At 47.5% G+C, this 20,131-nt stretch carries 22 protein-coding genes; 6 read left to right on the top strand and 16 right to left on the bottom strand.

Going from position 1 to position 20,131, the window contains the following annotated elements; genetic code table 11:
- Nucleotides 1-46: 46 nt before the first annotated feature.
- Nucleotides 47-670 carry a TetR/AcrR family transcriptional regulator gene (locus ACMYSN_RS06015; RefSeq protein ID WP_462497379.1) on the bottom strand — a complete coding sequence of 208 codons (624 nt, stop codon included), beginning with the start codon at nucleotides 668-670 and terminating at the stop codon, nucleotides 47-49.
- 222 nt (nucleotides 671-892) lie between these two features.
- Entirely contained in the window at nucleotides 893-1,789 is an 897-nt protein-coding gene (locus tag ACMYSN_RS06020; RefSeq protein WP_462497380.1) for an SDR family oxidoreductase, read from the bottom strand.
- A gap of 118 nt (nucleotides 1,790-1,907) precedes the next feature.
- On the opposite strand from ACMYSN_RS06020, the gene ACMYSN_RS06025 reads away from it, so the two are divergent.
- The 3 genes from ACMYSN_RS06025 to ACMYSN_RS06035 all read left to right on the top strand — a co-directional run bounded on the left by ACMYSN_RS06025 (nucleotide 1,908) and on the right by ACMYSN_RS06035 (nucleotide 3,949).
- Nucleotides 1,908-2,804 (top strand): AraC family transcriptional regulator, encoded by an 897-nt coding sequence (locus tag ACMYSN_RS06025; RefSeq protein ID WP_462497381.1) that lies wholly within the window; start codon nucleotides 1,908-1,910, stop codon nucleotides 2,802-2,804.
- Nucleotides 2,805-2,894: 90 nt separating this feature from the next.
- On the top strand, nucleotides 2,895-3,380 hold the full coding sequence (locus ACMYSN_RS06030; protein ID WP_462497382.1) for a hypothetical protein: 486 nt from the start codon (nucleotides 2,895-2,897) through the stop codon (nucleotides 3,378-3,380).
- 5 nt (nucleotides 3,381-3,385) lie between these two features.
- Entirely contained in the window at nucleotides 3,386-3,949 is a 564-nt protein-coding gene (locus ACMYSN_RS06035; RefSeq protein ID WP_462497383.1) for an RNA polymerase sigma factor, read from the top strand.
- A gap of 26 nt (nucleotides 3,950-3,975) precedes the next feature.
- Here ACMYSN_RS06035 and ACMYSN_RS06040 read toward each other — a convergent pair whose 3' ends face one another.
- Nucleotides 3,976-5,034: an SDR family oxidoreductase gene (locus tag ACMYSN_RS06040; protein ID WP_462497384.1), complete on the bottom strand. Its 1,059-nt coding sequence runs from the start codon at nucleotides 5,032-5,034 to the stop codon at nucleotides 3,976-3,978.
- Nucleotides 5,035-5,131: 97 nt separating this feature from the next.
- On the opposite strand from ACMYSN_RS06040, the gene ACMYSN_RS06045 reads away from it, so the two are divergent.
- Entirely contained in the window at nucleotides 5,132-6,019 is an 888-nt protein-coding gene (locus tag ACMYSN_RS06045) for a LysR family transcriptional regulator (protein WP_462497385.1), read from the top strand.
- A gap of 252 nt (nucleotides 6,020-6,271) precedes the next feature.
- Complete coding sequence (locus ACMYSN_RS06050) at nucleotides 6,272-6,724, top strand: GNAT family N-acetyltransferase (RefSeq protein ID WP_462497386.1); 453 nt, start codon at nucleotides 6,272-6,274, stop codon at nucleotides 6,722-6,724.
- 1,317 nt (nucleotides 6,725-8,041) lie between these two features.
- Here ACMYSN_RS06050 and ACMYSN_RS06055 read toward each other — a convergent pair.
- The 10 genes from ACMYSN_RS06055 to ACMYSN_RS06100 all read right to left on the bottom strand — a co-directional run bounded on the left by ACMYSN_RS06055 (nucleotide 8,042) and on the right by ACMYSN_RS06100 (nucleotide 16,315).
- Nucleotides 8,042-8,593, bottom strand: a complete 552-nt coding sequence (locus tag ACMYSN_RS06055; RefSeq protein WP_462497387.1) for a YfbU family protein — start codon at nucleotides 8,591-8,593, stop codon at nucleotides 8,042-8,044.
- Between the two features lie 2 nt (nucleotides 8,594-8,595).
- Entirely contained in the window at nucleotides 8,596-9,108 is a 513-nt protein-coding gene (locus tag ACMYSN_RS06060; RefSeq protein ID WP_462497388.1) for a hypothetical protein, read from the bottom strand.
- 230 nt (nucleotides 9,109-9,338) lie between these two features.
- A complete protein-coding gene (locus tag ACMYSN_RS06065) occupies nucleotides 9,339-10,238 on the bottom strand; it encodes a hypothetical protein (RefSeq protein WP_462497389.1) in 900 nt (299 codons plus the stop codon).
- 179 nt (nucleotides 10,239-10,417) lie between these two features.
- Nucleotides 10,418-11,035 (bottom strand): RipA family octameric membrane protein, encoded by a 618-nt coding sequence (locus ACMYSN_RS06070; RefSeq protein WP_462497390.1) that lies wholly within the window; start codon nucleotides 11,033-11,035, stop codon nucleotides 10,418-10,420.
- A gap of 216 nt (nucleotides 11,036-11,251) precedes the next feature.
- A complete protein-coding gene (locus tag ACMYSN_RS06075) occupies nucleotides 11,252-11,854 on the bottom strand; it encodes a site-specific integrase (RefSeq protein WP_462497391.1) in 603 nt (200 codons plus the stop codon).
- Nucleotides 11,855-12,154: 300 nt separating this feature from the next.
- Nucleotides 12,155-12,997 (bottom strand): hypothetical protein, encoded by an 843-nt coding sequence (locus ACMYSN_RS06080; RefSeq protein WP_462497392.1) that lies wholly within the window; start codon nucleotides 12,995-12,997, stop codon nucleotides 12,155-12,157.
- 2 nt (nucleotides 12,998-12,999) lie between these two features.
- Nucleotides 13,000-14,571, bottom strand: a complete 1,572-nt coding sequence (locus tag ACMYSN_RS06085; RefSeq protein WP_462497393.1) for an AAA family ATPase — start codon at nucleotides 14,569-14,571, stop codon at nucleotides 13,000-13,002.
- A 128-nt stretch (nucleotides 14,572-14,699) separates the two neighbouring features.
- Entirely contained in the window at nucleotides 14,700-14,951 is a 252-nt protein-coding gene (locus ACMYSN_RS06090) for a hypothetical protein (RefSeq protein WP_462497394.1), read from the bottom strand.
- Nucleotides 14,952-15,459: 508 nt separating this feature from the next.
- Nucleotides 15,460-15,693 carry a hypothetical protein gene (locus ACMYSN_RS06095; protein ID WP_462497395.1) on the bottom strand — a complete coding sequence of 78 codons (234 nt, stop codon included), beginning with the start codon at nucleotides 15,691-15,693 and terminating at the stop codon, nucleotides 15,460-15,462.
- A 7-nt stretch (nucleotides 15,694-15,700) separates the two neighbouring features.
- Complete coding sequence (locus ACMYSN_RS06100) at nucleotides 15,701-16,315, bottom strand: LysE family translocator (RefSeq protein ID WP_462497396.1); 615 nt, start codon at nucleotides 16,313-16,315, stop codon at nucleotides 15,701-15,703.
- A gap of 179 nt (nucleotides 16,316-16,494) precedes the next feature.
- Between ACMYSN_RS06100 and ACMYSN_RS06105 the strand changes: the two genes are divergently transcribed.
- A complete protein-coding gene (locus ACMYSN_RS06105; protein ID WP_462497397.1) occupies nucleotides 16,495-16,947 on the top strand; it encodes an Lrp/AsnC family transcriptional regulator in 453 nt (150 codons plus the stop codon).
- 111 nt (nucleotides 16,948-17,058) lie between these two features.
- Here the strand turns inward: ACMYSN_RS06105 and ACMYSN_RS06110 are convergent, their stop codons facing one another.
- Genes ACMYSN_RS06110 through ACMYSN_RS06120 form a run of 3 tightly spaced genes read right to left on the bottom strand, consistent with a single transcriptional unit; the run spans nucleotide 17,059 to nucleotide 20,130 of the window.
- Nucleotides 17,059-18,225 carry a Gfo/Idh/MocA family protein gene (locus ACMYSN_RS06110; protein ID WP_462497398.1) on the bottom strand — a complete coding sequence of 389 codons (1,167 nt, stop codon included), beginning with the start codon at nucleotides 18,223-18,225 and terminating at the stop codon, nucleotides 17,059-17,061.
- A gap of 10 nt (nucleotides 18,226-18,235) precedes the next feature.
- Entirely contained in the window at nucleotides 18,236-19,114 is an 879-nt protein-coding gene (locus tag ACMYSN_RS06115; protein ID WP_462497399.1) for a TolB family protein, read from the bottom strand.
- An 11-nt stretch (nucleotides 19,115-19,125) separates the two neighbouring features.
- Nucleotides 19,126-20,130 (bottom strand): Gfo/Idh/MocA family protein, encoded by a 1,005-nt coding sequence (locus ACMYSN_RS06120; protein ID WP_462497400.1) that lies wholly within the window; start codon nucleotides 20,128-20,130, stop codon nucleotides 19,126-19,128.
- Nucleotide 20,131 lies beyond the last annotated feature (1 nt).

Here is a 20,131-nt window from a genome sequence, read left to right on the forward strand (position 1 = left end):
GGTGTAAACCGGGTTCGCGGCCGTGAACCCGGTCGGCATATGCCGGTCACTCCGGCTTTTTAACGGCGCCATCAAGAAACATCCGCACGCCATTCATGACCATATCATTGACTTTTTCCTGCGTGAAATCAGGCATCTGACGCATGAAAAACAGGATCTCGCTTTCCGCTTTAATCAGTGAAGTAAACTGAATAGCGCGCAGCATCGGGTCCGATGGCGCCAGTTCACCTCGTTCCATTGCCGCTTTCATTTCCTGAGCCAGCGCCTCCATGCTTTGGCGGATGCCGGATTCCAGAAACAGCTGACCGATATCGGAATGCGCGGCTTCGCCCAGCACGACGCGATAGATTTGCAGGGCCTGATTATCGCACGTCACTACCCGCAGCATATCTTGACCAAAGCGGATGAGTTTCTGTTCCAGAGATAAGTGCTGGTTTTCCGGTTGAGCGAGCCCGTTTGCCGCTTCGGTAAGAAAGCGGGCGCTGCAGTTGCGCACGACCGTTTCAAATAACGCCTCTTTTGAAGCGAAGTATTTATAGAGCGTGGCCTTGGAGCCACCGGCACGTCTGGCCACTTCATCCATGGAAGCACGTTCGTAGCCTATCTCCGTAAACACCTCCGCGGCGGCGGCCACGATCCCCTGGCGACGCGCCTGCGTCAGTACCTTCATGTTGAACCCTTAGCTGGTTTTAAAGCGATGCTTAAACATAACTACACCGTACAGTATGGGTTATTATGCCATGCCGGGGCGTTAAATGCCCCGTTCGGGAGCCCGGAGTGTGACCTGTAGACAGGCAATGATGTGTCTGGATGTGAACGGATCTACACCTGGCTGATGATCTGCTGGCAACCCATTCCCAACAATGAAAGCAAGGGGTTGCGATTGTACTTTCTAACTCTCACTTACCGTACGACTCTTTAACAGGTCTTCAACCAACCCAGGGCCAACCGGCTGCCATCCCAGGCGTTCTCTGGTCAGGGTGCTGGAGGCCGACATATCATGTTCGATCAGCATACTCATCCAGCCAAAATGCGCACTGGCGTCCTGAGCGGCGATACGCTTAACGGGCACATTCAGAATATAGCCAATCACTTCCGCGATGGTGCGCATTGGGATCCCTTCTTCTGCCACCGCGTGATAACGGGCGTTGGGGATATTGTTCTCCAGCGCGCGCAAATAGACCTGCGCCACATCGCTTACGGACACCGCTGACCAGCGGTTTTGCCCGTCCTCCACATACCCGGAAACCCCCTTCTGGCGGGCCAGTTCGATCAGCGGCGTGATTAAGCCTTGTTTCTTTGTGTCATGAACCTGCGGCAGGCGCACCACCGAGACGCTGACGCCACGTTGGGCAACGGCAAGTCCCGCCAGCTCTGAGGCCCGGCGTGGGTTAGGATTTTCTGGATTAAAGAACGCTTCTGTCGCCACGGCATGATGGCCGGTGGAGCCCATCGCAACGCCGGAGGTGATAATCAACGGCTTCTGCGTGCCTGCCAGCGCCGCGCCCATGGCCTCGATCACCCGTTGGTCATTTTCGCAGTTGGCGACAAAGGTAGAAAAATCATGATTAAAGGCAGTATGAATCACAGCATCTGCCAGACTGGCTCCACGCTGCAGGCTCGCCAGATCGTCTATGTTGCCAAAATGCGCCTCGGCACCGGCGGCCACCAGCCGTTTAGCCCCTTCCGCGCTTCTTGTTAAACCCAGCACCTGATGCCCTGCCGCCATAAGCTCACGGGCAATGTTTGCGCCAATAAATCCGGTCGCGCCGGTAAGAAAAATACGCATAGGTAAACACCTCAGATCAGTGAAGGCTTCGCGCCGATTGACAACGACTATAGGGCCCGGCGTTAATACGATCTATGCTTGAAAGTCGCTATTAATCGTCCGATCGTCTCGAGGTAGTATGGACCCGCTCTCAGAACTCTTATCGTTGCTCAAACCCCAGAGCTACGCTTCAGGCGGGCTGGCGCTGACCCAAAACATGGCCATTGCCTGGCCGTATCATGAGGGAATCAAGTGCTATACCGTGGTGTCCGGTCAGTGCTGGCTGTCCGTCGAGGGCGTCGCTGACAATGTGCTGCTCACCGCCGGTGATTGCTATCTTTTGCCTCCTGGCCCTGCTTTTACCCTCGCCACCAGCCTGGCGGTTGAGCCTGTCAACTTTGCCACTATTGTCGCGGAAAAGCGGCTGGGTAACCCGGCTGATGGCGGCGGGCAGGACGGGTGTTTTATCGTTGGCGGCCATTTTGTTCTTGGCGGCCATCATGCCAGCATGCTGCTGGGGGCGCTGCCGCCGATTGTGCATATTAAAAAAGACGCCGATAAAGCGGCGATGCGCTGGTCGCTGGAGCACATGGCGACAGAGGTGCTTAACCCGCAGCCCGGTAGCGCGTTGATCGTCCAGCAGATGGCGTACACCATGTTGATACAGGCGCTGCGTTTACATCTTTATGATGAAAACAGCGACAAAGTCGGCTGGCTTTTTGTGCTGGCGGACAAGTCATTGAGCACCGCCATCAGCTGTATGCACAACGATCCGAGCCATCCCTGGACGCTGCAAATGCTTGCCGAAAAGGTCGGTATGTCGCGCTCAACCTTTGCCCGGCACTTCAAAGATAAAGTGGGCAGTGCGCCGATGGAATACCTTACCCACTGGCGGATGTTGCTGGCCTGCGATCGCCTGAAAAATACCAAAGATTCGCTCACGCAGATTGCCAACGCGCTGGGCTACGAGTCTGAAAGCGCTTTTGGTAAAGCCTTTAAACGCGTGATGGGCTGCTCTCCCAGACAGCATCGTTAAAAAAATTATTTTTCCCGACAATATTTCCGCGCCTCATTCGTCTACCTCAGCAGAAGCTATTTTTTAGTGATTCACTGAGGAGTGAAAACCATGAGAGATTTTGATATGCGTAGACAGGGTTGGGGACACGGTCGCGGGTTTGGCGGGCGCAGTATGGCGAAGCCGATCGTGATTGGCGTGGTGCTGGTGGTGGCGCTGGGGCTACTGGTGATGTCCCTGTGGAACTCGGTGCTTCCCGCGCTGATTGGCGTAAAGAGTATTGGTTTCTGGCAGGCGCTGGGTCTGCTGGTGCTGTGCCGGATCTTATTTGGCGGGCTGGGCATGCGCCCGGGAATGTTTGGTGCCCGTCGGCGGATGCATGAACGCTGGATGCAGATGACTCCGGAGCAGCGCGAGCAGTTTATGCAGCATCGTCGCGCCGGCGGCTGTCATCATGAGCACCGCTGGCACGGCTTCGCCCGTCATCGCGACGGACAGTGCCCACGGGACGACCAGCGCGAGTCTCAGGACGCTAAACCCACCGCCCAGCCGCAACCGGACGAGACAAATCAGCAGAAACCCGCGGGCACCGAGTAAGCGGTATGAGCGCTGAAAAAGCGAAAAACTCCCCGCTGGTCACGGCCCTTGTCGCCTGCAGAGCTAAGTTATCGGCGTTTATTCGCGGCCGGACGGCGGTGCGCGATGATGCGGACGATATCCTGCAGGAAGTCACATATCAGCTGATGAAAGTGGAACAGCCGGTGGAGAACGTAGCCGCCTGGCTGTTCCGCGCCGCGCGCAATGAGATGACCGACCGGTCGCGGAAAAAACGTGAACTCCCGCTGTCGACCTGGTTTACCGATGGCGAAGACGATGAGTCGTTTCCCGAAGACGAACTGGCGGAGACCCTGTTTGGGGTCCCGCAGTCGCCGGAAGAGGCCCGGCTGAGCGAAATGATTTGGGCAGAACTGGATCAGGCGCTATCGGAACTGCCCGCAGCCCAACGCGAGGTGTTCGAGAAAACCGAGCTTGAAGGCTACAGCTTTAAAGCGCTGGCGGAGGAAACCGGCGTTAGCGTTCAGGCGCTGCTGTCGCGTAAACACAAGGCCGTGCTCTACCTGCGCACTCGCCTGCGTACGCTTTATGATGAGCTCATTGGGGAGTAAATCCCGGGCCACGCCGGCACCCGCCATCAAGGAATAACCCGCGCGGCCCTCAGTTGCGCAAACAGCTCAAAGAACATCTCGTCGGTGGCCTGCATTCGGGTGAAGCCCGCCCGACGCAGCTTGCTGCCGTCGCCGAACATGTCGTAATGCCAGCCAAAGACAAAATCAGCAAAGGTCCCGTCGCTCAACCGCAGGATATCCGCTTCCACCAGCCCCCCTTCCCCGGCAAGCTCGCGCCATTCTGCCCGGTAGTCGCGAAACAACTGCTGAAATGACAGCCTGACCGGCGGCGCACACTCAAGCTCAAACCAGCGGGCGATGAGCGGCCACAGCTCGCTCCAGCGCCACAGATCGCCGTTATTGACGTTAAAGGCCTGATTCTCAGCGCTGTGCGCGGTAGCCGCCCACAGCGTCGCCTCGGCCAGCAACCCACCATCCGTATAATCAACAATGCTGTGCCAGGTGTGTTCCGCGCCGGGAAAGCGCAGCGGTAGCCCCCGCGCTTTACACAGCGAGGCGTACAGGGCAATGCTCAGCGCGAGATTCATGGTATTGCCCGGTACCGCGCTGCCGACAACACCCGGCCTGATGGCATTCCAGTGCCAGGTTTTTCCCCGCTGAAACTCGCTGAGCCAGCTGAGCTGAGCGGCGTTAAATTCCGCACCGGGGACGCCGGGATCGCTTTCACGCGCCGGCGTTTTGAACGGCCCCAGATGGGCGCCATAGACTTTGTAACCCTGCATTAAGCTTACCGTCTGCAGCGGCGAGGTTTGTTCTATATTGCTGACCAGATTGCGCAGCATAGTGACGTTCGGTTCCACCATTTCGGTCCAGTTGGCGGCGTTCAGCCAGGCGCTGTAAAAAATATGGCTGACATTCTTCAGTGGTTGCAGCATCTGCGCGCTGTGCTGGGCATCCAGCAAATCGACGTTAACCAACGGAATATTATCGGGATGGGAGGATACATGGCGGCTCAGGCCGATAACCTGCCACTGATTGCGCAGCAGCGTGGTGACCAACTGTCGTCCGACAATTCCGCTGGCACCGGCAACCAGCGCGACGTTTTGTGGCAGCATCTTATTCATGGTGACTCTCCATAAAAGGTGACAGACACAGTGTGATCTATTATTTTTTCTACACATATCCCATGAAACTAATGGCACTTATAAGCAGAATCATTAAATGAATAATAAGCTCAACGCCATTGCCACTTTCTTACGCGTTGCCGAAGCGGGCTCCTTCTCTGCCGCCGCCCGCCAGAGTGGTATCAAGCAGTCTGCCGTCAGTCAGCAAATCGCCGCGCTTGAGGAGGAGCTGGGCGTGGTCCTGCTGCACCGAACCACGCGGGCGATGGCGCTGACGGCGCAAGGGGAAATCTATCGCCGCGATATGACCTTGCTACTGGACGCCATGCGGGAAGCAGAAAGACGCCTGAACCCTGCCGACCCACAATGGCAAGGCACGGTGCACCTGCAGCTCCCCAGCGGCCTCGGCCAGATCGTGCTGCCGCACCTACTGACGCTGCAGCAGATGCACCCGAACTTACACCTGACGCTTTCACTGGATGACCGCATCGCCGATCTGGTCACCGAAGGGGTTGATGTCGCGCTGCGGCTCAGCCATGAGCCTCCGCAAACGCATGCGGCACGGGCGCTGGCAAGGATTGAAACCCCGCTTTATGCCGCCCCCGGTTTTAAACCGCTTCATTCGGTCAGCGAACTGGCGGTACATCCACACGTGCGCTTCAGCGGCATCGCGCAGGAGGCGCCGCTGCGGTTAGTGTCGGGCGATGAAATCCTCGAAGTGAAGGTGAATACCGTGTTTCGGGCCAACACCAGCGATGCGCTGCTACAGGCGATTGAGTCCGGCATCGGTATCGGCGGCATGCAGCGGCCTCTCGCCGCCAGGGCGTTGCAGGCCGGCAGGTTGGTTCCGGTTCTTCCCGCCTACCGGCTACCCGATCGTTTCCTCTACGCGGTCTATCCCGACGCCCGCTTCATTCCCCAGAGAGTCAGGAGCATTATCAGTGTGATTGAAGGCGTGCTGGCTAGCATAACGGAAAGCCGCTGAGGTTCCCGCATGGCGTGCTTCCCGAGCGCAATGCGCTCACCGACGACGACACAACGAAAGTGTGCTTAACTCATCATTCATCGTCGGGCAGACCACACAGGAGGTCAGCTTGCAGGTTGAAACAACGCGCTTGTCTCTGCGCCCTATCGCACAAATGGCGACGCAACCCGACAGCCCTGGATCAGCTGCAGGGACTGCTGGTGAAACCGCAGGGCTACTTATGCCGTTCATCACCTTTTGTAGGATATAACTATGATAACTGTAGAAAAATCAGATCCCCTTTCTTCCGAATCCCATCGATTAATTGAAATGCTATCAGCAGAACTGGCCATGATTACGGGTGATAACGGCAAAAGTCATTTCACCATTGATGCCATGAATGATGATAACGCGTTATGGATACTGGCAAAGAATGCGCATGGCGATGCGATAGGATGCGGCGCTATCCGGCCATTCGCGCAAAATATAGCCGAGGTGAAAAGAATGTTTTCCGACCGAAGTGTGCCGGGCGTGGGGAACGCCTTGCTCACTTACCTCGAAGCCGCCGCCACAGAAATGGGATATCGCGAGCTGAGGCTGGAAACCCGGCATATCAACCTGCGGGCGGTACAGTTTTACGAGAAAAATGGCTATGTCCGTATTGAGAATTATGGTCCGTACGTGGGCAGAGAAGAGGCAGTTTGTTTCTCAAAGGCGTTGTGTTAATCGCATTAAGGGGGAGCCTGGTGACAGAAAAACGTTGTCATGCTTGCGACTGGGTTGTTCTTTAAAGCATTGAGACGGTACGGACTTGGCAAAGTCAGATCCAGGTACGAAGAAATACATGACGTCCGCAATGAGTGAGGAGCAGAAGTTGACCGCGGCCAGATGACTAGCTAAGTCGTAGCGATTCAACTCAGGGCAAATCAGCCTCATAACACATTATCCTTATTCCGAGGCTTTTCTTGCCAGCTCTGGGTCTATTTGACTGTAACGTCCTTGATCTGACCGTTACTGCAGGAGAATGTTTTATCCCGGGGCTGAGGCAGTTTGTTGGCCCGCCTTGCTGATAAGTACAAATATTTAATTTCACAGAAGAGTTTTCCTGATACGAACTTCCTGGATGAAAAGCGTAATGGACGCCACTATGATAATGGAAAAAAATACGATTTTAGGAAGATCGTAATTGAACACCGTGGTGAACTTGTCATTGTTATATAGATGATTGTTCCTGTAAGAGAACGTTTCGTAGATATTACCCCAAATTTCGAGTGCAGACCCGACAGATAAAACAATAAATAAAAATGAGCAGTTAACTCTTATGCTTTTTCGTTTCCTTCTTCTTTTGAAAAATAAGGCAGTGATGATTATCGGCACAGCAAAGGCGATTAACTCCTTGAAGCTGAAAGTATATATAATTTCCATATCTGAAATCCTTTAATGTACTACTTGGAAAAGTAGGGCGGTTTTCGAACGTCACATCACAAAAAAAAGACCACGAAACCACAAAGGTCAGAGTGCTCGCTATGAGTACTCCTGCTATGCCTACATCGTTATACCTCTTTACGGCATATCGTCAACCCGCGTACTTTGGGGAGGCGGGTTAAGGTCTGCTTTCGCCAGTGCTCAAATACTGACTGATATGAGTTTTAAGTGGACTTGTCATGATTGCGGGCTAAAAGGTAGGAATTATGATTGCTTGAGTAAAGCCGTGAATTTCTGTTTCTTGCACGGAGCGGACAAGCTATCGAGTTGAAGGTCCGCTGTGAGCGAGGAGCGGAAGTTACTTTTGAACACAAATAAGCTTAAATAGGGGGATCTAAAAGGATTTCTACAAAAGTTATGGGGGTTCAGTGGAGTAATGCACCGTATAAATTCACCGTTTCTGGCTTAGTTCGATGATATTATTCCGCTTAAACAGTAGAACAAGTCTTAAAAACGACGTTGGCGGCGTTAGCAAACGCCGCCTTTGGACTGGTACCAGAACCGTTGGTGTTAACTTTTCCATTCAGCCATCGTGTATGGCTGCGTCAGATGTAAAATTTATCTGTTACTGGGATGTCTGATCTCTGACAGAATTACAGTAAGTTGTTCAAGTGACAGTGGTCGTCCCATATTGCTTTCAAAAGCCTTATTAAATACTTTAAGCATTCTGTCGTACCCATCCACGCTTGGGGCGTGGGAGTTTAAATATCGCCCTTTGAACTCTTGAAAACGATCCAGTTTATTGATGATAAATTCCGCAGCGACTAGCAGTTCGGATTCATTATTTCCATCAAAACCTCTGAAACGCGGATCGTCACCAAAAGGTGCAGCATCGCGCTGAAGTATGGTTTTTTCCTCTTCACTTAGCTCAGAGTAGCTGTATTCGATAATGCTCCACATTTGCAGTATATCCAATACATACTTGACCTCTGGAGGTGTTTCCTGATCTTTAAATGGTATACCTGAAAATTTCCAAGGAATAGCCCAAGTTTGTTGATCAAAAATAGCTTCCCGGATAAAGTCGTGATCTATATCGCCTTCAACACTATTCTTGTCGTACAAATCACATAGCATAAGAAGAATAAGTTTTTCACTGTCTCTGATCTGCATATTCAGTCACCTTTAGGATTGTATGTGAAATCATCGGCCACACGGCATATTTCTGGTTGAAGGGATGACAATTTTGTATAAATTATGCGACTTTCTCTGAGTTTTTCTCCAGGCGTAATAGCATCTGATAAAGCTGAAATATGTGTTCTGATTTCTGCTGTAAATACATCAACAGGCACATTAATTTTTTCAGCAAGGGCTGAACCGGAGAAAGTTGTCTGGAACTGCTCAAGGAACTGTTCAGTTTCATCAATGATAGGTTCCATTGTTATGCCAACGATTTTTTCTGCATTGCAGCCTGGGCCAACCGTTCGAAGCAATTTTATTGCGCTATTCAATGATGTCTGAACAGTGCCTGCTAGCCTAACATGTCGTTGATGATGGATTTGTTGCACAGCCGTTTGCGCTTCTGTGGCGGCCCGGCGCGAGTACCACCATCCCACAATCGAACCAATAGCACAGAGAATAGTGACGCCAGTTCCTATTCGGGACAGCAAGATGTCATCGAATTCCATAAGCCCCCCTAATTTATATACCAACCGCAATATGATAATTGAAAGCACAACTTTGTCATCTAAAAGTTCCCTACCATGCACTGATTAACACAGGCCAGAGACTGTTTCTGGGCAGGGGGCCTGATGTACTGAAGGTCTTTGATGAGCGAAAAGCGGATATTACACCCGCTTTCTAGAACTAGCACTTTACGTACAATATACACTATTTTTGAGCTTCTATGTTTTAAATACTAATCATTATTTCTATCAGGAGCATAACTTATAAAGGGCCCCATACCCATAATCAGTCTGTTCATAAAATGATATGTTGCTAAAGCATAGTCATGCGTCTTGTAATCGATAACACTCATTTTCTTACCTGCATATTTCTCAAAACCAGGGTATTTACTAAACTGAGCATCTACAACATAAAGATGTTTTATCTTATTGTTAACAACTCTAATTTCATCAATCATAGAGTATGAAGGTATTTTTTCTAAATTTATCCCATTACTTAAAGATAATTTTTTAAGTTCTGGCCATTTGAAAGGCATATCTTCATCTTTCCCACCAATGATCATCATAGCTCGTTTAACAAATTGTTCAATCGTTGCCCATAAATGAATAATCAAACCTTCATTAGCAATTTTCCTAGCTGATAAAATTTCACAAGCCAAATTGAAGTTCGGGAAACCTATTCGAGCAAAATCAATTTTCTCTTCGTCGTGTTCATTATAGATCTGACTAAACATTCCATTATGCTGCTCATCATAGTCTTTGAGTAAAGGGGATACTTTATCGGCATTAAAATTGTAGTGTTTTAAAGCATATCTGTTAAGGATGATTATATCATCAATTCGTTTATTGAAGCTGTTTAACAGGGAATACCTTTTACTGGATTTACTTTTTTCATATTCACTCTGAATATCATCTGAGCCAGGGAAATCGGAAAAGTCATCAACCTTTAATTTTATTTCTGAGTCAGAACTACTGAGGTTAACATGTACATATTCATTTAAAGTTGGGATGAAGTTTGCTAAAGGTAGTTCCATGTTTGTCTTATCCATATTATTTTGCCAAGGTTTTGAATCTCGTAATTCTGAGAAACCATTATGTATCAACATATCACATGAAAGAAATTTTTCAATCATAATGAAAATCAGTGAAAGCCGTTTACGTGGTAAGTTGCATTTATCGTATTTTGCGGTATTTACTTGCTGGTTAAAGATTAGGCACCCAGTTTACTTTCCATATTAATAAACTATTATTAGCCAATACTAGCTATTCAATTCTTGTTTCCCGTTGCACTGCTTTCGGAGAGTGTGGCTTTTTATGTGTTTTCCCGAAAGTAAACATCATAACACAAGAAAGTAAAGCTAAAAAAAAAGCTAAAAATATATCCTGATATTTTTAACGATTCATTAAAAATAACACCAATAATATTAAAAGAGTTGTAAGATGAGAAGGCTGCTAATAGCAACCAAATTACAGCTATAAAAAAACAGACCCACTGATTAATTTTTGAAACAGATACACTCATTGGGCCAGTAATAAATTTATCTACGAGGTTTTCGTAGTCGGGTCTCTCAAGTAAGGTTTTATATAATGGCCCAGTTATTCCGTCTTCTAACAAATCAAGGTGATTCTCCCAATTCTCTTGCCAATATTTACTTCCTCTACTTGATAGAAACCATGCAAAAGTAAATACAAAACCAATGCAAGAAACCACAAATGACAGGAAGAATTTACTTGGCATATTTTCGGATGATAAAATAGAAAAGTATCCAGCAAATGCTACAGCTATTAATGCCCAGAAGTAAGTAGCTCTTTTCCAGTAGAGCTCAATCTCAAACTTTCTAATATCAGATACCTGACCAAATGCGTCCCTGAGAATATTTGAGTCTTTCCCGTTAATTCCAAATTTTATATTGTATTCATCTTGATTCATGTATAGAGCCTATGTTTAGCTTGTAATAAATAGGATTACTGAAACGTGCTAATTAAAATTAGCAAATTTTAATTATAAAATGTCACACTTAAAATGCTAGTGTTTTTTTGTCCGCAGAATTCATTTTAGTTTCCATATGAAATTTTAAACGGTACATTAATTAAATGCCCGAGTATCCGCTTCTGGCACAGGGCTGCTGTTGCAGCCCTGACAATCTTAGACTTCAATCGATTCAGGGATCTCTAACGCATCATCGACTTCAATGCCCAGATAACGGACTGTGCTTTCCAGTTTCTTATGACCCAACAGAAGTTGGATCACCCTGAGATTCTTGGTTTTCTTGTAGATCAGGTAAGGTTTTGTTCTTCTCATGGAATGTGTGCTGTACAGCGAATTTTCGAGACCAAGCTTTCCTACCCACCCATGAAAAATACGGTTGTATTGCCGGGTTGAAATGTGTTGGCAAGAACCGACTCTAGATTGGAATAAGTAGTCTTTACTGTGCAGATTGCCCAGCTTTATTAGCGCTGCAACTGCTTCTCTTGTCCCTTTGGTTATCTCAAATTGGACGAGGCTACCGGTTTTCTGTTGTAACACCGTTGCTCTACTCGAAACAGAACTGCCATATGCAACATCTGATACTTTGAGTTTTACTAGATCACAGCCCCGAAGTTTACTGTCTAAAGCCATGTTGAACAGGGCTAAATCGCGCGTTTTACCTTCCAGTTCAAGCCGGATTCGGATCCCCCAGATATGAGATATCTGAAGTAGTCTTTTTTGGCCGATGATACGGTCTTTGTTCCACGGTGACGTGTTCATACTCAAATCTCCTGCAATGTGGGAGATTTGAGTATGGTTGTCCCTTATGAGCGATGAGCGGACACTATGACTGCATGCAATAGTGATGCGTGAAAATACTATTATTAGAGTGCCTTGAAGATCAGTGGCGATTCAGTTTAGCGGCAGAGGTCCGACTCAGCAGCAAAGTGAGCCCCAATGGATTTAGATGATGATATTAATTTTGTGCCGGTCGGCCTCTCCTACCACCCCAATCATACTATTTACTGTACTTAACTAATCGAAGACTCACCCATAAGTTATACCGGCGAGCCTCAACTTTCACTCTTCTATATTATCGAACCCACCTTCGATATACCATTTTTCTGCCAAGAGTTTTTTGTAAAGAGCATATTCCCATGAATCTGGTCTACGATGAACAGTTTCAAACATATGTTCAACTTCTTCTTTAACAGAAACCCAATCTTTAGTTGTCAGGAAACTGGAGAATGTATTTTTTAAATCTCCCAATTTTACCAATGCGTTGGAAGAGTAAAGCTCATTCAGTTTTAGCTTTGTAAAATGGCTATGAAGCTTTAGCCTTACTTTTTCATCATATTGTTTATTTGGTAGGCAAATGAAATCTATTTCTATTGGGTCTTTACTTAGAAATATCATTTCAAACCATGTTTCTTTCGAGAAGTCGTCATAATATGGATGTATAAATTGCTTTTTAAGCGAGTTAGGCATCGTATTTTTTTTAGCTTCATTACACCTAGAGCAAATTGGGACAAGATTTTTTGTAAATACAGAAAAAGCATAATAAGTTTGCTTTGGGGCGTGATGGTCAATCGCTGTCACTATGCTTTCTGAGCACATAGGGCATTTTTTATATGGTGAAGATGCTAGCAGTTTATCATAATAATCTCTACAAATAGCACCTCTACCTACCAAATGCTCAGAGTATAACGACTTCATTAACGCATCATTGAATTTACCCAAAGCATTCGATCTTTGCAGTTTTACAATGTCACCACTTTGAAGAAGAGTATGATAGTCATTATACAAATCCTTTATTAATGGCATTACCGCGTTGTAGTCATATAATGTGATTTTTTCATGTGCAATTGCGCATTTTTTAAAAATATCCAGATCATCAAATGCTGGAAGAGTTAAATGTATCATTGTTAACTCTCACTCTTTTTAATTCGAATCAGTGAGCGAGCTAGGGCCCTTGCTTCTCCGCCTAACTTCTCATCAAAATGCTTATTCAACGCATCGAAATCACTATAAGCCTCAGATGCATCAGTAATCATCTTATAAAAACCTGTATTTACTACTTCGTGACTGAACACTTCCCTTGTTAAGGTACCAACATTCTCTCCGAAAGTTTCAATCTGTGGTCTATTTGCGCTTACATACTTACCCGTCCTGTTTAAAATCCAGGCACAATCTGAACGAACCTCCTGAAGTACAACGGGTGAGTGTGTCGCTACAATCGCTACACCATTCCTTTCACTCATCAAATGTGAAATTGCACGAATATATGCAGATATAAGAGGTGGGTGCAAGTGAGCTTCAAGCTCATCAATAAGAGTTAAAGAACGATCTTCGGTAACTTCGATTAACTTAGTGATACTGATTAATGTTACTAAATGTCCAGAGCTAAATTTATTTAGAAATCCACGTACCTTATCGCTCCAATCCTGAGCTGTATCATCTATGATAAGCTCTGCGAGGTTAGATATTCCAATTTCCTTAAAAAGAGGATCATTTTCTAAAATTATAAGACAGTCCTTCCATCTTTTTCTTCTCGCGCCTACGAGACATTCTCGCATACTTTCACAGAAATCTTTATGTAAGGTATCGAACGATTTTGGTATTAGTTTTCCATTAACTCGTTCCATCAGACCAATATATTCATACTTTAAGCCGCTGGGTATTTCGCTCGGGGCCACAGGACCAAATTTATCGAAGGGACTATAGGAAAGAAGAGTTAGTGATGTAAAATATTCCGGTTTACTAATCCATTCATCAATATCGTTAGGCACTTGCAGAAGTCCGACGTATTTATCCTCCAGCGCCTTATTTCTTATAACGCCTTTTATAAATCCAGAAAATAAAGTTGTTTTACCAACTCCATTTCTTCCTATTATTGCATGTATATTGCTCGGTGGCATTGTATTCGGAACAACACCAAAACTTAAACGAACTTCTTTGTCTTCATGGTCAGTAAAGGGGAATAAGTATGAAAATCTGAATTCGTTATTATTTTCGTGCCCTTTTGCAAGATTATGCAAACTATCAAATATATGTCTTTCGCTTATTTCTCTAAGAACAGAATGAATCATAGCAGGGTGGGCTCTGAACTTACGATAAATATTCAAGTCATAAGAAACATCTCTCATCCCCTTGAGAATGGCCTTTTTAACACCGGGAGATAATAAGTTTAGAGTTTCATAATAGTTTTCAGTTTGACCTAATGAAAAATAATCATCAGAGAATCCTTCAGAAACATCATCAACTATCGGTTTACAATACGAAATTTTTTCTTCGCTCGATACACACTCTGATTCTGGCTTCATTCGATCTTGGCCAATTTTCACCTCTCCTATTGTGTTATAACGCCCTTGATTATCACTGTAAAGAAGAAGGTATTTAGTTTCCCAATAATACCAATCATTCCAACTACTTTTCATTAAATAAACTGTATTACCAAGACCAACTTGAGGTAGTATATCAGCTTTTATAAATTTCAATTTTTTACCTCCCCCCCATCAATATATTTTGAAAAAATAAATTATACAAAAATACATGATTTTCCGCTACCAACAATTTATGTAGAGTTAAAATTTTTAATTTTTTGACTACAAAGCGGGCTTTCTCGTTAGTTGACCATAAAATCATCGCTCAGCTCATAACCAAAATTATCATCGTCTTCGTCACCGCCCTCAATAGATGGCCATTTCACATACCACCCGGCAAGCTCGGCACTGCGAAGAACAAAATAGCTGTCTGCTTCGACGGTGTTAACGGTTCCGGTTGCTGAATCTTGGCGCAAACTACGTATAGTTTCCGCTACCTCATCCAGCTTGACGTCGTCGGTAACATTGAGGACCAGACCGTTATCCGGTTCCACTTACCCTCCAGACCGTCAGGGGGAGTGATCTTAATGGTTTTCATCATGCAACTCCTTTAGGGGTCAGTTTGGATATCGGAAATTTTTGTACGTTAAGCGCAATATTTAACCAATGGTGGTGCGTAAGCGATTGATTTAACGCCAGTGGCTATCGCTTTTAGGTTCTCGCTCTTACATAAGTTATACGATTAGACAAAATCGATGGAAAACTGTTAACTGTTAATTGTGCGGGAGTAAACCTCATTGCTATATATAAGCCTGTTCGAAAGACAGGCTTGCCGTACAACAATTTCCGATATCCAAATTGCCCCCTGTAAAACTCAGCTTACCTGTAAATTTATCTTATAAATAAGGACTGCTCTCCAAAGATTAATACATCAGCGGCGTTAGAAAAGTCCGCTTCTGGCTGTGAGTTCAATGGGTTCAAAGTCCACGGTGAGCAATGAGCGGACGCCAGTTATACAAGATAGCTGAGCAGAGTGCCAAAGCCGCTAATGACTTTAATTATTCAGAGTAACAGTGCTCCGGAGCCGGGAATTTTGGCGTCTTGCCGGTGATGCTCAGGCCAAGCATGTCGTGCAGCTCCAGCTTCTTCAAACTTTTTCGCGGTTTCGATCAGGACGGCGGCTTGCTGACTGTTTCGGCCCTGCAGGATCATCCCCAGGGTATCGCCGATGAGACGTATCTCAACGCCCGCGGTACTCAGTTCGTGCACAAACGTTGCGTCATAGCAGGTGAGCATGATGAGCTCAGATAAACTGTTCTGCCAGCAGCAGTACTGCGATGAGGATCATCAGGCCGCCGGAAATCCGGCTGATATTCAGCGCCGCGCGTGGTCGCGTCCTCAGTACCGTGCCTGAGCCGTATCCCACGAGCAGGTAAACCACACCGCAGCTGACGACATGCACAAGCCCCAGCGCAGCCATCTGCAGCGGAAGCGGCCAGACAGCGTGGACATCAGTGAACTGTGGCAGCAGGGCTAAAAACAGCAAAAAAACCTTTGGATTAAGACCGCTGATGCAGAACCCCTTAAGCGCCCACTTTAACCCCGACCCCGCATCCTCATTCTGGCCCGCCGCCGGTGCCGACGGATGGCGCAGCATGCCGATGCCAAGCCAAAGAAGATAACCCGCCCCGGCAACGGTTAGGGTGGAAAGGACGCCCGGAGCCCCCGCAATAACCGAACCGACGCCGGTTGCGACGATGAGCGTAGCGACAAGATGGCCGCTCAACATGCCAGCAACCGCTGGTATGACGCGGCGTCCCTTGATGCCGGCTGAAATGGCATAAGCCCAGTCGGCGCCTGGCGTGAAAATGAACAATACGGAAACAGCCCAGAACGCGGCAAACATATTCAGTGACATGCTACGTTATCCTCCTCAAACCCATTGTTCGCCAGGCATTTTCGGCGTCTGAAGCCTGCAAATACGGACACCGTCACCTGGCTGACATATTTATAAGTCGAGAAAGAATATTGCATTTCAGGTGGGATGTGATTTCATTTTAATCTTAATAACCGATGAAAAACGGGAGGTATTCACAAATGGACAGAACAGATTGCAATATTCTTGCAGAGCTTCAGCGGGACGGCAGACTTTCGCTGACTGACCTTGCGGAACGAGTGGGGATCAGCCTGTCATCATGCCAGCGGCGGGTCAAGGCTCTGGAACATGAGGGTGTGATCAGCGGTTACCGGGCGTATCTTGACCCCGCCAGGTTCGGGCTAAATTTTTCAGCCATAGTCTTCGTCACTCTGCGGGAAGGCGACCGGCATGCAGTCAATGCTTTCGAGGAGGCAGTAAAAGAGATACCACAAATCATTCAGGCCCAGCGCCTGTTTGGCGATCCGGATTATCTGCTTTACGTTATCACTCGTGACCTGCCGGCTTTTCAGGTGCTTTACGATGAAAAACTTTCTGCTCTGGCGGGAGTACAGCGGCTTACCTCAACGCTGATTATGAAAACGGTGGTAAAAGATCGTGCACTGCCAGTCTGACAGTACACCGTGTTCATATGCGTAAAAATGACGGGCTAAGGGATACATTGTTTGGGCAAGGAATAATATCTACTGAAACCTCAGACAGATACCTCGCAAACCAAGAGCATACTATTCCTGTTTATTACCAGATATACCGAATGCCAGACACGATTCTTCACTCGCCCCAAGGTAACTTTCGCCAGGAAAACCCGATGGCAGCGCATCAGGGAGATCAAACGTTGAGCTGATGGCTTTAAATGTTCGGCTCTCACCACTAGCAACAATACTATGCAGTATTTCCAACGCATGGTAAGCCATTTCCATACTTGCTCTATGTGGTTCAGATTTTCGTAAGGACCATGCCATTTCCGCCGCTCCCAGGCCACGGCTTTCCGTACTGAAACCGTGGGCTTGCTGCATTACAAACGGTTCGCTGTTACCTTTGAGGATGACCTTAACATCGCCGCCAAATTTATTCGGATCTGCCATATAAACAACCCCCTTCGTACCATAGAGGGTCAGTACTGGCCTTTCCGGTTTAATCTGGATGGACTCAGAATCAAAGTGCAACGAACCCACGCAGTCATTTTCAAACAGCATCGTTCCAGATAACAACGTTTCGCATGCCATTTCATAAGGCTCCCCCAACTTGTCGAGGAAATAATGTTTCCGCTGTTTATTGCGGGTACGCGAATAACCACTCACCTCATGAACTGGGCCCAGTATGCTCAGCAGAGCAGTGACATAATAAATCCCGACGTCAAAACCAATTCCGCCACCCGCCTTGCTGGTGAAGGGAAAGATCTCGGCAAACAGTGCCGAATCGCGATTCAGCGCGCAATGGCAGGAGGTCACCTCACCAATCATGCCGCTATCAACAATCGCTTTTGCTGTTTGTACACTCGCCCCCAAAAAGGTATCTGGCGCACATCCAAGACGGCAGTTGTTCACCTGCGCCAGCGCGAGTAGCTCACCAGATTGCGCCAGGTCTATGGTCAGAATTTTTTCGCTATAGACATGCTTACCTGCATTCAGCAATGCCTTGATGACATCGTAATGCGCCTGTGGGGGGGTAAGATTGATCACCATTTCTATGGTGGGGTCGTCGATAATCTGCTCCCAGCTCAGCACAGCAATATCGTAACGCTGCGCGGTGGCCTGGCATTTATCGAGGTTTCGGTCGTAGCATCCCGCAATCTCGATAATGGAGAATTTGGCCTGTAGGCTTTCGATGTAAGACCTACTGATAACGCCGCACCCGACAATAGCCGTGCGGACTTTTTTAACCAATGGCATGATTTACCCTCTACTTTAAGGCGTAGGAAACAAAAGCCAGGCGACGGCTATCCGGAGCCCAGGCATTAACATTGATGGTGCCCTGCCCGCCAAAAAGCTCGGCGAAGACTTCAGGCTCTCCTCCCTCAGTCGGCATCCGCATGAGTTGGACATGTTTATTCGCCGGATGATCGTGTGCCGCCACATCGGCTGCAGAATAGGCAATGCACACCAGCGTTTTACCATCCGGCGAGATATGTGGAAACCAGTGGTTCGCCTGCCCCCAGGTCAGTTGCTGCGGGTTCGAGCCATCGGCGTCCATTCGCCATATTTGCATCAGGCCGGATTGGGTTGAATTAAAATAGATGTAGCGACCGCACGGTGAAAACTCGGGCCCATCGTTATGGCCAAAATCTCTGGTTAGAGCGTTCTCCACCCCACCCGTTGAAGGGATAGTATAAATGTCATAGTGGCCGTTACGTTCCGCGCAGTAGGCAAGCGTTTTTCCGTCCGGCGACCAGCTGTGCAAATAGCTGGGGCCAATGGGTGTCAGTAAGTTCGGTATCCCGCCGCTAAGCGGCAGTTGATAGATACGTGACAGCCCGTCCTCATGCACATTGTGGCTAATAGCAATCTTCTTCTGACATGGGGAAATGACGTGATCGTTATTGCAGTTGGTCGCAAACCCGGTATCTAACCGAGAAACTATGCCGGTTATAAGATGCAGCGAATAGATGGCCCCCAGAGAATTAAAATAAATCTGCTGACTGTCGCGTGTCCATTCCGGGGCTTCAATCAGATAATCGAAAGTCTTAATACTTTCTCGCACTCCAGTGACCATATCAATAATCTCAAGCGTGCTGGTGACATTGCGGTATTTCTGGGTGAAAAGTGCATTGAGTATTTTCATAGAAAGATCCTTTAATATTCGCCCGGATACACTAGCCCCCAGGTTTGACGAATTTTGTCCATGACTAAAAGGACATCGCGGGTATCGCTGAGTGTTCTTTTCGGATTCTCTTTTAAGTTATTTACCAGACAGCGCTCAATGTCCTTAATTTCATAATAATAGCCAGTGCCAATGTTCTTATTATCGATGACCTGTTCCCGCCCGTCATGAAAGGTGAAGGTGGCTTTATCCGGCATCCAGAAATTATTGATGGTGATGTAACCTGTTTCACCATATATCATCGCGCTATTCACAGTTTTCGTGACAATTGAGGATGAGAGCATGGCCAGTTGTTTATCGCCATAGCGCAACAGATAACTACCGGTCCCGTCCACTCCTGTCGGCACCATAATCGCCTGCGTCATGATCTCCTGCGGAAGGCACTGATAGACCATTTGTGCGAGTGTCAGGACATAAATACCGGTATCCAACAGGCTGCCGCCGCCGAGGTTAGGGTCGTATAAACGGTCAGCAAAATCCTCCCGGGCTTTAAAGCCAAAATTGGCCTGCACCAGAGTGACCTTGCCTATTTTTCCCTCGGAAATGGCAGCAAGGACCTGTTCCATCACAGGGAAAAAGCGTGTCCACATCGCCTCCATAAAGAAAACGTGATGCTCGGTCGCAGCCTGTTGAATTTCCGAGAAATCGCTAGCCGATAGAGTCACCGGTTTTTCGCAAAGCACGGCCTTACCCGCCCTGATGCAGGATAATGCCTGCTCCTTATGGAACACATGAGGGGAGGCAATATAGACAATATCGCAGTCGCTTTTTTGTAACAGCGAATCATAATCATCGTACACCTCAGAAATGGAATAGGTTTTGGCGAATTCATCAGCGCGTTGCTTATTTCTTGAGGCTACCGCAACGATATCGCTGCCATCGGAAAGCAATAGATCGCTAGCAAACGTACTAGCGATGCGGCCGGGGGCGATAATGCCCCACTTAATTTTCCTCGCCGGGCATGCAGAACTGTCCATA

It is taken from the genome of Klebsiella sp. R445 (assembly GCF_051131755.1).
GTDB classification, from domain to species: Bacteria; Pseudomonadota; Gammaproteobacteria; order Enterobacterales; family Enterobacteriaceae; genus Klebsiella; species Klebsiella lignicola.

Excerpts from the sequence above, each read along its gene's own strand:
- ACMYSN_RS06070 (WP_462497390.1), bottom strand. The coding sequence starts at position 11,035 with ATGAATCAAGATGAATACAATATAAAATTTGGAATTAACGGGAAAGAC.
- ACMYSN_RS06105 (WP_462497397.1), top strand. The coding sequence starts at position 16,495 with ATGGACAGAACAGATTGCAATATTCTTGCAGAGCTTCAGCGGGACGGC.
- ACMYSN_RS06050 (WP_462497386.1), top strand. The coding sequence starts at position 6,272 with ATGATAACTGTAGAAAAATCAGATCCCCTTTCTTCCGAATCCCATCGA.
- ACMYSN_RS06020 (WP_462497380.1), bottom strand. The coding sequence starts at position 1,789 with ATGCGTATTTTTCTTACCGGCGCGACCGGATTTATTGGCGCAAACATT.
- ACMYSN_RS06075 (WP_462497391.1), bottom strand. The coding sequence starts at position 11,854 with ATGAACACGTCACCGTGGAACAAAGACCGTATCATCGGCCAAAAAAGA.
- ACMYSN_RS06025 (WP_462497381.1), top strand. The coding sequence starts at position 1,908 with ATGGACCCGCTCTCAGAACTCTTATCGTTGCTCAAACCCCAGAGCTAC.
- ACMYSN_RS06055 (WP_462497387.1), bottom strand. The coding sequence starts at position 8,593 with ATGCAGATCAGAGACAGTGAAAAACTTATTCTTCTTATGCTATGTGAT.
- ACMYSN_RS06040 (WP_462497384.1), bottom strand. The coding sequence starts at position 5,034 with ATGAATAAGATGCTGCCACAAAACGTCGCGCTGGTTGCCGGTGCCAGC.
- ACMYSN_RS06115 (WP_462497399.1), bottom strand. The coding sequence starts at position 19,114 with ATGAAAATACTCAATGCACTTTTCACCCAGAAATACCGCAATGTCACC.
- ACMYSN_RS06035 (WP_462497383.1), top strand. The coding sequence starts at position 3,386 with ATGAGCGCTGAAAAAGCGAAAAACTCCCCGCTGGTCACGGCCCTTGTC.
- ACMYSN_RS06030 (WP_462497382.1), top strand. The coding sequence starts at position 2,895 with ATGAGAGATTTTGATATGCGTAGACAGGGTTGGGGACACGGTCGCGGG.
- ACMYSN_RS06015 (WP_462497379.1), bottom strand. The coding sequence starts at position 670 with ATGAAGGTACTGACGCAGGCGCGTCGCCAGGGGATCGTGGCCGCCGCC.
- ACMYSN_RS06045 (WP_462497385.1), top strand. The coding sequence starts at position 5,132 with ATGAATAATAAGCTCAACGCCATTGCCACTTTCTTACGCGTTGCCGAA.
- ACMYSN_RS06095 (WP_462497395.1), bottom strand. The coding sequence starts at position 15,693 with ATGCTCACCTGCTATGACGCAACGTTTGTGCACGAACTGAGTACCGCG.
- ACMYSN_RS06060 (WP_462497388.1), bottom strand. The coding sequence starts at position 9,108 with ATGGAATTCGATGACATCTTGCTGTCCCGAATAGGAACTGGCGTCACT.
- ACMYSN_RS06080 (WP_462497392.1), bottom strand. The coding sequence starts at position 12,997 with ATGATACATTTAACTCTTCCAGCATTTGATGATCTGGATATTTTTAAA.
- ACMYSN_RS06065 (WP_462497389.1), bottom strand. The coding sequence starts at position 10,238 with ATGATTGAAAAATTTCTTTCATGTGATATGTTGATACATAATGGTTTC.
- ACMYSN_RS06120 (WP_462497400.1), bottom strand. The coding sequence starts at position 20,130 with ATGGACAGTTCTGCATGCCCGGCGAGGAAAATTAAGTGGGGCATTATC.
- ACMYSN_RS06100 (WP_462497396.1), bottom strand. The coding sequence starts at position 16,315 with ATGTCACTGAATATGTTTGCCGCGTTCTGGGCTGTTTCCGTATTGTTC.
- ACMYSN_RS06110 (WP_462497398.1), bottom strand. The coding sequence starts at position 18,225 with ATGCCATTGGTTAAAAAAGTCCGCACGGCTATTGTCGGGTGCGGCGTT.